Genomic DNA, 12,211 nt, shown 5'->3' with positions numbered 1-12,211 from the left:
GTGGGGAGCTGCGAATAAGCTTTGATCCATGGATCTCCGAATGGGGCAACCCACCTTAAATGCTTGGAAAATCCAGTCTGTTTTATGAACGGCCTGGGTTTCCAAGCATTGTGATAAGGTATCTTACTTTCGAATACATAGGGGTAAGAAGCGAACGCAGGGAACTGAAACATCTAAGTACCTGCAGGAAAGGACATCAACCGAGACTCCGTAAGTAGTGGCGAGCGAACGCGGACCAGGCCAGTGGCAATGATGAATAAAGCGGAACGATTTGGAAAAGTCGGCCATAGAGGGTGATAGCCCCTTACGCGTAGAACAGTCATTGTCCTTGAGTAGGGCGGGGCACGTGAAATCCTGTCTGAACATGGGGAGACCACTCTCCAAGCCTAAGTACTCGTGCATGACCGATAGCGAACAAGTACCGTGAGGGAAAGGTGAAAAGCACCCCGACGAGGGGAGTGAAATAGAACCTGAAACCGGATGCCTACAAACAGTCGGAGCCCGCAAGGGTGACGGCGTACCTTTTGTATAATGGGTCAACGACTTAGTGTAACTAGCAAGCTTAAGCCGGTAGGTGTAGGCGCAGCGAAAGCGAGTCTGAATAGGGCGATTGAGTTAGTTGCATTAGACCCGAAACCGAGTGATCTAGCCATGAGCAGGCTGAAGGTTGGGTAACACCAACTGGAGGGCCGAACCCGTATCTGTTGCAATAGATTGGGATGACTTGTGGCTAGGGGTGAAAGGCCAATCAAACTCGGAAATAGCTGGTTCTCCGCGAAATCTATTTAGGTAGAGCGTCGACCGAATACCCTCGGGGGTAGAGCACTGGATGGGCTATGGGGACTCACCGTCTTACTGATCCTAACCAAACTCCGAATACCGAGGAGTACTAGTCGGCAGACACACGGCGGGTGCTAACGTCCGTCGTGAAAAGGGCAACAACCCTGACCTCCAGCTAAGGTCCCCAAGTCATGGCTAAGTGGGAAAGGATGTGAGGATCCCAAAACAACCAGGATGTTGGCTTAGAAGCAGCCATCATTTAAAGAAAGCGTAACAGCTCACTGGTCTAAATAAGGGTCTTTGCGCCGAAAATGTAACGGGGCTAAAGCCATGCACCGAAGCTGAGGATGTGACAGTTGTAGTGACTGTTGCGTGGTAGCGGAGCGTTCCGTAAGTCTGTGAAGGCGGACCCGTGAGGGCTGCTGGAGATATCGGAAGTGCGAATGTTGACATGAGTAACGATAAAGGGAGTGAGAGACTCCCTCGCCGAAAGACCAAGGGTTCCTGCTTAAAGTTAATCTGAGCAGGGTTAGCCGGCCCCTAAGACGAGGCGGACACGCGTAGTCGATGGGAACCACGTTAATATTCGTGGGCCTGGTGGTAGTGACGGATCTCGTGTGTTGTACATTCTTACTGGATTGAATGTGCGGCGAAGAGGTTCCAGGAAATAGCTCCACCGTATAGACCGTACCCGAAACCGACACAGGTGGTCAGGTAGAGTATACCAAGGCGCTTGAGAGAACTATGTTGAAGGAACTCGGCAAATTGCACGCGTAACTTCGGAAGAAGCGTGACCCCATTTTACGCAAGTATGATGGGGTGGCACAGACCAGGGGGTAGCGACTGTTTATCAAAAACACAGGGCTCTGCGAAGTAGCAATACGACGTATAGGGTCTGACGCCTGCCCGGTGCTGGAAGGTTAAAGGGAGGGGTGCAAGCTCTGAACTGAAGCCCCAGTAAACGGCGGCCGTAACTATAACGGTCCTAAGGTAGCGAAATTCCTTGTCGGGTAAGTTCCGACCTGCACGAATGGCGTAACGACTTCCCCGCTGTCTCCAACATAGACTCAGTGAAATTGAATTCCCCGTGAAGATGCGGGGTTCCTGCGGTCAGACGGAAAGACCCCGTGCACCTTTACTATAGCTTTACACTGGCATTCGCCAAGGCATGTGTAGGATAGGTGGTAGGCTTTGAAGCAGGGACGCCAGTTCTTGTGGAGCCATCCTTGAAATACCACCCTTATCTTCGTGGATGTCTAACCGCGGTCCGTTATCCGGATCCGGGACAGTGTATGGTGGGTAGTTTGACTGGGGCGGTCGCCTCCGAAAGAGTAACGGAGGCGCGCGATGGTGGGCTCAGACCGGTCGGAAATCGGTCGTCGAGTGCAATGGCATAAGCCCGCCTGACTGCGAGACTGACAAGTCGAGCAGAGACGAAAGTCGGTCATAGTGATCCGGTGGTCCCGTGTGGAAGGGCCATCGCTCAACGGATAAAAGGTACGCCGGGGATAACAGGCTGATGACCCCCAAGAGTCCATATCGACGGGGTTGTTTGGCACCTCGATGTCGACTCATCGCATCCTGGGGCTGGAGCAGGTCCCAAGGGTATGGCTGTTCGCCATTTAAAGCGGTACGTGAGTTGGGTTCAGAACGTCGTGAGACAGTTCGGTCCCTATCTGCCGTGGGTGTAGGAATATTGACAGGATCTGTCCCTAGTACGAGAGGACCGGGATGGACGTATCTCTGGTGGATCTGTTGTCCTGCCAAGGGCATAGCAGAGTAGCTATATACGGAATGGATAACCGCTGAAGGCATCTAAGCGGGAAACCAACCTGAAAACGAGTGTTCCCTATCAGAGCCGTGGAAGACGACCACGTTGATAGGACGGGTGTGGAAGCATGGCAACATGTGAAGCTTACCGTTACTAATAGCTCGATCGACTTCTTCGTTCCCATTGAATATGTTCATCAAGCAAAGCTTGATGACATCATCTTTATGTCCTCACGGGCCAATGGCCCTGCGGACGGCGCGCCGGACAACCGGCGACGGACTAGCGTCCTGTATGGCTGCCAAGCTCTATCCCGAGCAAGGCAGGCAAACGGACCAGTCAAAGAAAGACGTGTTAAATTAAATGAAGCGCAAGCTTCCCAGCTTCTCGAAACAACACTCATGTGAAAACATGAACTGTGTTGCGTTTTGCCGACCTGGTGGTTATCGCGGGGCGGCTGCACCCGTTCCCATTCCGAACACGGCCGTGAAACGCCCCAGCGCCAATGGTACTCCGTCTCAAGACGCGGGAGAGTAGGTCGCTGCCAGGTCTGCAAAACGCAACAAATATCTTCTCAAGCAAACTCTTCGGCCCAGCCGATACAAAGGGCCGCTCAAAGCGGCCTTTTTGCATTGCGTAACATGAAAACATAAGGAAAACGCAACGTGCGTCCCTTAAAGGAGACAAATCGCCTTCGGCAATTTGCTCCGGAACTATACATCACAGCGTCCCTGTGATGCAGTCGCGATAAATCCAATAGGGATTTACGCTGGTAACGCGGGGTGGAGCAGCCCGGTAGCTCGTCAGGCTCATAACCTGAAGGCCGCAGGTTCAAATCCTGCCCCCGCAACCATCTTCACAAAAACCCCGTAGCTTAAGCTGCGGGGTTTTCCTTTTGCGAAATACCGTAAGCGCTCATTTCCACGCACCTTCACTGGCTGAAGGGATTGGTGCAAAGGGTGTCCACCGACTGAAAGGGTGGACACCGATGGAATTACGGCAGCGAATGGAGACAAACCGCACGTGCTGTTTGTGGACCGGCAAGGGAACCATCATTACGATCGAACGTGGAAGAAGCAGGTTGTTGCTGCGGCCCTCAAACCGGATGCTTCGCTATCGCGTGTTGCCATTGATCACGGGATCAATACGAACCTAGTGCGCAAATGGGTGCGCAAGCATAGCCCTCTGACGCCGCACGAAATGGGCTGAGTTGCCCGTTGTCTGAGTTTGTCAGGGCGGAGTTGCGCGCCAGGGGCACGCAGGCTGACATCAAGGGATTGGATTTGACGATCGCGCCTCGTTGAGAAGCCAATTTGCGAAAACCTGTATTGGACCGTCACTCAATCGGATCGGCTCCGGCAGGATGAGGCAGAAGGTCTTGGAGATTGACTGACCATCAGGCCAAGGTGCGATCAATCGACCTTCCGTCAACTCGGTTTCGATATAGAGGCGCGGCACCAGTGCGACGCCGAGCCCCGTGAGCGCTGCCTCGATCAGCATAATGTGAAGATCGTAGCGGGCACCGATCGCAGGATTGGCCAGCGCGATTCCGGTCTCCTGCGCATAACGTCGCCAGGCGTCCGGGTTCTGACGTCGATGAAGAAGCGGCAGTTCATCCAAGGATAGCCGTCGAGGTGATCGAGCCTGTTGGCGTAGCGAACAAGTTCGGCAATGAAACTGTTGGTCACGGTCATTATATGAGGTTGCTGGGTCGGCTGACGGGCGTCAATCCCAGACCTTCGAGGTGGGCTTCAGGCCCTGAAGTCGGCACCAGAATGTGACGCCGATGCATCACGGCGCGTGGGTACAGAGGTGGGCTTTCTCACTCGCATTTCGTAGTTATTTTCCTTTTATCATAACGTTGATGGATTTTCCGGAAGTGAAATATGAGGCATTCATCTAGCACGTTTGTGTTCCGGATGGACGGTGGCCGGGCGCGGAAATCCGGGGTTGCGTTCAGTGTACAATGAGAAGGCGACATGGAGATGTATTAGTGTGGCATCGAATTTGGGATTGCAATGACAATGGGGAGCAATCTGTGGTGGTGTATTCTTCACCGGAGGAAACGAGATGCCCAGTTGCGAACGCAAGTAACACCCGCAAAACTGCCTTCCTTCGACAGAGCAAGTGCAAAACTTCCTGGCATCCAGTCTGGAGCCGCACATCGTTGAGACACCGACCTGGGAGTCGCATTCGAACGCTTCCTGATCGGGATATCAGGACTAATGAAAAAACTTTGTCGACGAAGAAAGCGCGTTAAAACCGCTGCAAGCGAATGGATTTGAAGTGAGGAATATCGGTAGGGATGAGAATCTTGAAGAATGCTGTCAGCTTAGCCGTCTTTTTTGCTTTGACTGTATCATCGTCATCAAGCCAATCGAAGGAGCCGAAATTCTCGACTCGTTTGATTATATCCGTTGATGAGCCGCTGAATAAAGAAGGCGGGGCGGTAATCATATCTGGTCGTCAGGTTTCTGATGTTGAATGGCGCGCCCTAGCTGCAGATTCGGGACCTGGGGACGCTCGCGAAAAGGAGTTCCATTTAAGCGTGTCGTCGCCTGCCTCTGTAGTGGATTTTGTTTACCCAGAGAGCGGAACCTACAGTTTTAAGTTTCAACTTCCTCCTGGCAGCAACGCCCCGCCCCTTAAAACCCGGGAGGTTTTAACTGGCAGTGCCGAGGTAGCCGATCCGGAAACCAAAAAGCAGGTGAGTTGGCCTTCGATGAGCGTCATTCATGTTGAAGGTGCGACCTACAATGAGGGATGGGCGCGGATACTCTCTTCCACTTTCGATCTGGCTTTCACTAGCGAGGATAAAGCGGCCGTTTCTATCGAGCGTTTCTCTGCGGGCCGTGTTTTATCGTCATCCCAGAGCGCGATTGAAGCCTTTGTGAGGGATCCCAAATGAGCCAGTTGCTCCCGGTAATGCGGTCATTTCGTCCCAATAAGAGGAATATCGGTCTGGGTGGTATTGGCTTCCACGGCGATTAAAGAGGATTCTCGTAATTTTAGACTTCATTGGAAAAGATTGCGCGCTGGATCATCGGGCCATCCGAAACAGGAATTTCGCGGCGAGAATTTATCCCGAATTTCCAAGCGAGGAGGAAATCGCTCTTGTTGCCGCGCGTATCGGTAGTGACGAGATTGATTTCGTCGCTTATGAGTTCGGTCAGCCTGCGCGCCATTTTGCGCCGCAACCGGTCGGGTTGGTGTTTGATGCACTGTTTGAAAATTCGCCCTATAGCCTTCTGATCCATTTTTCAGGTCATGATCTCTGGATCTGGGCGCCGGAGAATCACGAATACCTCGTTGTCTTTGGTGATACCAATCTGGTCCAGGCGATAGAACGAAGTGACATATTTTCATACAGCTTTGCTGAATATCTGGGCAGTAGTTTCTTGTCGCAAGCGACAGTCACACATCTTCGCGGCTTAGCATCGAACTATACGATCGGGTAATAGCGGGCGAGCCCACTGAGGGCGGATCATGGATGTGCTGGAAGGATCCGGGGATGTGTTCGCTGGCCGGCACAAGGGTAACCCAAGCACAACATTTTCACGACGACACCTAACTATACGATCGTATAGTGCCTGGAAGCAGATTTGAGATGTTGGACCAGCGTGATCTGTTCTGCATGAAGCATTGTCTCGGGAGAAGAAAACTTTTTCGCGATTCTGCTGAACTAAAGCCTGGCGCTTCAGTTAAAGCAGAGAGACTATCATTATAGCCCAAACAAAGACGAGCATCGCGATACAAGCCGGGCGGAAGAGATAAAATCGCTGCCAATTCGTGAGCCGGAGGTCGTTATAGTGCATGGATCTGTCAAGTCTGACGTGATCCATGTCGCTGTCGACAGAAAAATCGCCACCGTTCTTCTTGTAGAAGTTGCGCTCCCGAACCTGCGCGACAATCTGTTGTACTGCCAGAAGGCTAACCGCGATAAGAGCCGCAGAAAAAATGACGATCTCAAGTATCAGCATAGGGTTTCTCCTGTGCGATCGGTTGAAACGGCGACGTATCCGGGTTTGAATCAAATCGTGGGAGACGAAGTGCCAAATCGCTTCGATGGATGCAATTGTTATTCAAAACTACGCAATGTCGATTTTTTCGTCCAGTATCTGACAATGATGTGGCGCGGTATTTCGGAGAGGTGAGAGATGGAATTGCGCGAGCTCGCTGCGGACATAGGGATAAACTGTCATGTGACGTCGTACGTTCCACGTCCTTCCTCCTGATCGCCTTTCGACCTATTCGCGCTGGCTGCGACTGCTTGTCTCCCAAAGCCTGCTCGAAATGGCTCGCGATACGACAAAGCCGGCCACACCGGTTCTTTATCTGCTTGATGAGTTCGCATCCCTTGGGCATTTGGCACCAGTCGAACGCGCAATGGGTCTGATGGCGGGCTATGGTGTCCAGCTTTGGCCCGTCCTCCAGGACATCCATCAGCTGCGTGCCACATACGGTCACCGCGCCGGAACCTTCCTGTCCAACGCTGGCGTGCTGCAGGTCTTCGGCGTCAACGATGACAGCGCCCGCCTCATCTCTGATTTGCTCAGACAGGAAACGGTCGTGTTCTAGACCATGGCGAGAGCGCCACGAAGCATCTCCAGATAATCGTGCTGCGTATGCGAGACGTGCACCAGACCACGCGCGAAGGCTATCCGGTTGCGAGGTTTCTCAACGTCACGGCGTTGGCCAGCTCTCACCATACGAATGGAAGAAGAGGTTTGGGGCGTCGAACGCCAACGACGACGAGGTGACCGAGGAGATCAGGCGGCTGAAGAAAGAACTGGCTCGCAGTAGCTGTGCCCGCAAAAACGGGTCGGTGTTTGTGGGTGGTCCTCGTCCTGGGTAACTTTGCCATCTACACATTGGCCTGAAGAAATGGCGTACTGGTGCTGTACTTTTGAGATGGCTGGCAGCGGGTGAACGTCGTCTCGCTTCGTACTTAAAGCATGGTGCTGCTCGCTTCCAACTCGCCGCGTTCCGGAACCATCGCGTGTGTTCTTTGTTGGGGCAACGGAACGCAGCACGCATTGCCGATCCGTGGATCGCGGGTGATACGGCAGGTATGTTCTGTGTCAGTGTCGGTGTCAGCCATGAGGTGCAGCGCCATGGACAGGTTTTTCACTCAATTAGCGAGCCGCATAGCGTCTTTTTCCGGTTCGCCGACAGCTTTTGTCGCCGCGCTTGGCACGGTCATCGTCTGGGGAATAAGCGGGCCGCTGTTCGGGTTTTCGGAGGTCTGGCAGTTGGTCATCAACACGGGCACGACCATTGTCACCTTTCTCATGATTTTCCTCGTGCAGAACTCGCAGAACCGGGATTCTGCGGCGATGGAAGCAAAATTAGACGAATTGCTTCGAGCTGTGGAGGAGGCGCGGGCGGATTCATCGGGATCGAGCACCTCACGGAAGCAGAAATTGAGGACATCCGCGCTCGGCTGGAAAAGGAAAACGGCTCTGAAGGTGAAAAGCCGCCGCCGCATCATGCCATGGCGCGATTGCTTTCCCGGCGTTAGGTCGAGCGGTTTGTCAGATGGCGGCGGTGGCCATCTCCTGTCATCGTCGTAACATCGTCACCGAAGACCAACACGCGGGAAAGCCCGCTGACAGAAGGAATTACCATGTCTCTTAAGGCCCTTGCGTTGAATGCCACACTCAAGTCCTCCACATCGGCAGAGCCGTCATCGACAGGAAGAGTTCTGGCCCTGATCCTTCAAGAGCTCGGCGATCACGATGTTCAAAGCGAAATGATTTGGCTCGCTGATCATGACATCAAGGCCGGGGTTACGTCAGACGAAGGCGCGGGGGATGCCTGGCCGGCTATCCGCGAGAAGATTCTTGCTGCCGATATTCTTTTGTTTGGCACACCGATATGGCTCGGACAGCCTTCGAGCGTGTGCAAACGAGCGCTGGAGCGCATGGATGCATTTCTGGAGGAAACGGACGAGCAGGGACGTATGGTTTCCTACGGCAAGGTTGCCGCGGTGGCGGTCGTCGGGAATGAGGATGGGGCTCATCATGTTTCTGCGGAACTTTTCCAGGCTCTGAATGATGTTGGTTTCACGATCCCGGCAAATGCGGTTGCCTATTGGGTAGGGGAGGCGATGGGATCGAAGAATTTCGTCGATCTCGATGAGACGCCTGATGCCGTTAAAACCATGATCAGCATGCTTGTGCGCAACACAGTGCACGTGGCGGAACTCCTGAAGGACAGCCAATATCCTGGCAGCGAGGACTGATATCCATTTTACCGGTTCGTGTCGCAGGCCTTACGCCCTCGAACGGCTACGCGGGTCGTATGCTATCGAGCCCTCCATGATCCGCTCCGAATTTTCGAAACGAGATTCTCCTCGTCGATCATTATTTTTCGGAACTCTCCGCATGTCGGTTTGTTCGGGAGATGTCCATGCCGGCCCTGGAAGGGGTTTCCCATCTCGGGGGAACTCCCGAGAGGGAGGCTGGAGAGCCATAATGCAAGCGGAGGAAAATCCCAATGAAGAAGACTGTTTTCGTTGCGTTGCTTCTGGGGAGCGGCGCGCTGTCGGCTTTCGCCCAGCAGACGCCGACCGCCAATCCCGGAGGCGATACGCCTGCTGTCGCCACGCCGGGCGCCAGTAACCCTACGGCCCCGGTGGAGGGCGCCAATAGCTTCACTGAGGCGCAGGCCAGACAGAGGATTGAAGATGCCGGTTACACCCAGGTCAAGAATCTGACGAAGGATGACAAGGGCGTGTGGATGGCATCGGGCATGAAGGGCGGCAAGACCGTCGCCATCGCGCTCGATTATCAGGGCAACGTCGTCGCCAAGTGAGGCGCGCAGGATTTGGGAGAAATGACATGAGAACCGTAACCGGACTTTTCGATGACTATGATGATGCGAGCGCTGCCGTTTCCGAACTGGGGCGAGCGGGCGTGCCGTCAAGCGATATCAGCGTTGTGGCCAGCAACGCCGACAGGCGACATGGAGAGGATTCCGATTCCAATGCTGCCGAAGGCGCTGGCGCCGGTGCTGGCATCGGCGCGCTTGTTGGTGGCGCCGGCGGTCTGCTGGCGGGACTTGGGTTGATGGCGATCCCGGGAGTGGGGCCGGTGGTTGCAGCCGGTTGGCTTGCCGCAACGGCAGTCGGAGCAGCCGGCGGCGCTGTTGCCGGCGGTGCGGCCGGCGGGCTGATCGGAGCTATGACCCGCTCGGGTGTTTCCGAAGAGGATGCCAATCTCTACGCGGAAGGGGTGCGCAGGGGCGGCACACTGGTAACCGCCCGTGTGGAAGACAATCTGGTGCCGGAGGCCGAGGCCGTGCTGAAGCGGCAAGGCTGGGTTGATCCTGCCGAACGCCGCGCCGCTTATCGCGAACAGGGCTGGACGCGTTTCGACGAGACATCGAGACCCTACGCAGCGGAAGACATTGAACAGGAACGTAGCCGCTATCGCCGCTCGGCAATTTGACGAGAACGTCCGTCCTCCAGGGGCCTGATTCCGCCATGGTCCCTGGTCAACGCCTTGCAGGAGTTAACATGGCCAAAAAACCAGATTCCACCTCATCATCCGTTACCATCCACGACCAGAAGCTTGTTCGGGGAGAAGGAGGCGAGCTGCACCAGATTGCCACTGGCGACGAGCCCGTGCTGACGACCGCGCATGGCGGGCCGGTTGCGGACGACCAGAATTCCCTTCGGGTCGGTCCTCGCGGGCCGCTTCTCGTGGATGATTTTCATTTCCGCGAGAAGATTTTCCATTTCGATCACGAACGGATTCCAGAACGCGTAGTTCATGCCCGCGGTTACGGCGCGCATGGCTATTTCGAGACCTATGACTCCCTTGCCGCCCATACCAAGGCTGACCTGTTTCAGAGGGCCGGTGAAAAGACGCCCGCCTTCGTGCGGTTCTCGACAGTGGCCGGCAACAAGGGCTCGGCCGATCTCTCGCGGGATGTGCGCGGCTTTGCCGTGAAGCTCTACACCAAGGAAGGAAATTGGGATCTCGTCGGCAACAACATTCCCGTCTTCTTCATTCAGGACGCAATCAAGTTTCCGGACCTCATTCATGCCGCCAAGCAGGAGCCCGACCGCGCCTTTCCGCAGGCGCAAACGGCGCATGACACCTTCTGGGATTTCATCAGCCTGACGCCCGAAAGCATGAACATGGTCATGTGGATCATGTCGGACCGGACTATTCCGCGTTCCTTCCGGTTTATGGAGGGGTTCGGCGTACACACCTTCCGCCTCATCAATTGGAAGGGAGAACCGAGCTTCGTGAAGTTTCACTGGAAGCCGAAACTTGGATTGCAATCGGTGGCGTGGAACGAAGCGGTCAAGATCAACGGTGCCGATCCCGATTTCCATCGGCGTGATCTCTGGACTGCGATCCAGTCCGGCAATTTCCCGGAGTGGGAGTTGCAGGTGCAGCTTTTCGACCAGGACTTCGCCGACAGTTTCGATTTTGACGTCCTTGATCCCACCAAAATCATCCCCGAGGAGATATTGGCGCCCAAACCGGTCGGCCGGCTCGTCCTTGATCGTATGCCGGACAACTTTTTTGCCGAGACCGAACAGGTGGCGTTCATGACGCAGAACGTTCCGCCGGGCATCGATTTCAGCAATGATCCGCTGCTGCAGGGCAGGAATTTTTCCTATCTCGATACGCAGTTGAAGCGTCTCGGCGGGCCAAACTTCACACATCTGCCGATTAATGCGCCTAAGTGTCCTTTCGCGCATTTCCAGCAGGACGGCCATATGGCGGTGCGCAACCCGACCGGACGGGCCAATTATCAGCCGAATTCCTTTGGAGAGGGTCCAAGGGAATCGCCGATGCGTGGTTTCCAGCATTTCCCCGCTGAAGAGCAGGGACCCAAGGCGAGGCTGCGGCCGGAAAGTTTTGCCGATCATTACAGCCAGGCGCGCCAGTTCTACATTAGCCAAACGCCGCCTGAACAACGCCATATCGCATCGGCGCTCACCTTCGAACTCAGCAAGGTGGAAACGCCAGTCATTCGTGAGAGGATGGTCGCGCATCTTCTCAATATCGATGAAACGCTGGCTGCGACGGTAGCGCAGAAGCTCGGCCTGCAAGCCATGCCCAAGCCCGCGGATGCCGCCATGCCGACCCGTCAGGATCTTGAGCCTTCGCCGGCGCTCAGTATTGTTCAGCGTGGGCCCAAACGGTTCGAGGGTCGCAAGCTCGGTATTCTCATCACCGACGGTGTGGATGCAAAACTGCTGAAGGGGCTGACCAAGGCGGTAACAGCCGAAAAAGCCGTCTTCGAGTTGATCGCGCCCAAGGTTGGCGGCGTGACGGCGTCGGACGGTACCTTCATCGAGGCACATCACATGATCGATGGCGGTCCTTCGGTGCTTTTCGATGCGGTGGCGCTGCTGACATCGGCTACGGCCGTCGATGAACTGATCAAGGAAGCAACCGCGCGGGATTTCGTCGCCGACGCGTTCCAGCACTGCAAATTCATCGGTTACGACCAGTCGGCGCTGCCGCTTCTGGAAAAAGCGGGAATTGCGGACGCCATGGATGAGGGGGTGCTGCCCTTGCCAGGCGAGGAGGGACTGGCGGCCTTCGTGTCCGAACTCGGCAAATTGCGGGTGTGGGCGCGCGAGCCGTCGGTGAAACTCGGCAAGGCCTCCGTTCCCGTTAATGAGCAATGACGAAC

The 12,211-nt window shown here is 55.1% G+C and carries 9 protein-coding genes, 1 tRNA gene, 2 rRNA genes and 2 pseudogenes (1 of these 14 only partly in view); 11 read left to right on the top strand and 3 right to left on the bottom strand.

What is annotated here, in order from left to right; translation table 11 throughout:
* The 4 genes from RBH71_RS03725 to RBH71_RS26625 all read left to right on the top strand — a co-directional run.
* Window positions 1–2,729, top strand: a 23S ribosomal RNA gene (locus RBH71_RS03725) (it extends 78 nt beyond the left edge of the window).
* Window positions 2,730–2,983: 254 nt separating this feature from the next.
* Window positions 2,984–3,098, top strand: a 5S ribosomal RNA gene (gene rrf / locus RBH71_RS03720).
* A 226-nt stretch (window positions 3,099–3,324) separates the two neighbouring features.
* A tRNA-Met gene (locus tag RBH71_RS03715) sits at window positions 3,325–3,401 on the top strand.
* 125 nt (window positions 3,402–3,526) lie between these two features.
* Window positions 3,527–3,757, top strand: a complete 231-nt coding sequence (locus RBH71_RS26625) for a transposase (RefSeq protein ID WP_416349302.1) — start codon at window positions 3,527–3,529, stop codon at window positions 3,755–3,757.
* Between the two features lie 60 nt (window positions 3,758–3,817).
* Here RBH71_RS26625 and RBH71_RS03710 read toward each other — a convergent pair whose 3' ends face one another.
* Window positions 3,818–4,168 (bottom strand): LysR substrate-binding domain-containing protein, encoded by a 351-nt coding sequence (locus tag RBH71_RS03710; RefSeq protein ID WP_323687110.1) that lies wholly within the window; start codon window positions 4,166–4,168, stop codon window positions 3,818–3,820.
* A gap of 694 nt (window positions 4,169–4,862) precedes the next feature.
* On the opposite strand from RBH71_RS03710, the gene RBH71_RS03705 reads away from it, so the two are divergent.
* Window positions 4,863–5,456 (top strand): hypothetical protein, encoded by a 594-nt coding sequence (locus RBH71_RS03705; protein ID WP_323687109.1) that lies wholly within the window; start codon window positions 4,863–4,865, stop codon window positions 5,454–5,456.
* A gap of 100 nt (window positions 5,457–5,556) precedes the next feature.
* On the opposite strand, the gene RBH71_RS03700 is transcribed toward RBH71_RS03705, so the two are convergent.
* Both RBH71_RS03700 and RBH71_RS03695 read right to left on the bottom strand, forming a co-directional pair.
* The gene (locus RBH71_RS03700; protein ID WP_323687108.1) at window positions 5,557–5,733 is read right to left on the bottom strand and encodes a hypothetical protein; all 177 of its coding nucleotides are present in this window, start codon (window positions 5,731–5,733) and stop codon (window positions 5,557–5,559) included.
* A gap of 516 nt (window positions 5,734–6,249) precedes the next feature.
* The gene (locus RBH71_RS03695) at window positions 6,250–6,528 is read right to left on the bottom strand and encodes a hypothetical protein (protein ID WP_323687107.1); all 279 of its coding nucleotides are present in this window, start codon (window positions 6,526–6,528) and stop codon (window positions 6,250–6,252) included.
* Between the two features lie 235 nt (window positions 6,529–6,763).
* On the opposite strand from RBH71_RS03695, the pseudogene RBH71_RS03690 reads away from it, so the two are divergent.
* From RBH71_RS03690 to catE, 6 genes and pseudogenes are all read left to right on the top strand, one after another.
* Window positions 6,764–7,123, top strand: a pseudogene (locus tag RBH71_RS03690) (type IV secretory system conjugative DNA transfer family protein); the annotation flags it as partial.
* Between the two features lie 539 nt (window positions 7,124–7,662).
* Window positions 7,663–8,069 (top strand): annotated as a pseudogene (locus tag RBH71_RS03685) (low affinity iron permease family protein).
* A 105-nt stretch (window positions 8,070–8,174) separates the two neighbouring features.
* Window positions 8,175–8,792 carry a flavodoxin family protein gene (locus tag RBH71_RS03680; RefSeq protein ID WP_112158292.1) on the top strand — a complete coding sequence of 206 codons (618 nt, stop codon included), beginning with the start codon at window positions 8,175–8,177 and terminating at the stop codon, window positions 8,790–8,792.
* Between the two features lie 254 nt (window positions 8,793–9,046).
* Window positions 9,047–9,364: a PepSY domain-containing protein gene (locus RBH71_RS03675; protein ID WP_003519019.1), complete on the top strand. Its 318-nt coding sequence runs from the start codon at window positions 9,047–9,049 to the stop codon at window positions 9,362–9,364.
* Window positions 9,365–9,390: 26 nt separating this feature from the next.
* Window positions 9,391–9,999, top strand: coding sequence for a general stress protein (locus tag RBH71_RS03670; protein ID WP_323687106.1), 609 nt, complete (start codon window positions 9,391–9,393; stop codon window positions 9,997–9,999).
* 68 nt (window positions 10,000–10,067) lie between these two features.
* Window positions 10,068–12,206, top strand: coding sequence for a catalase C (catE, locus tag RBH71_RS03665; RefSeq protein ID WP_323687105.1), 2,139 nt, complete (start codon window positions 10,068–10,070; stop codon window positions 12,204–12,206).
* The last annotated feature ends 5 nt before the right edge of the window (window positions 12,207–12,211 follow it).

This window comes from Rhizobium sp. AN68, from assembly GCF_030758035.1.
GTDB lineage: Bacteria > Pseudomonadota > Alphaproteobacteria > Rhizobiales > Rhizobiaceae > Agrobacterium > Agrobacterium tumefaciens.
The sequence above is the reverse complement of the archived record's forward strand: the minus strand, read 5'-3'. Positions and strand labels throughout refer to the sequence as shown.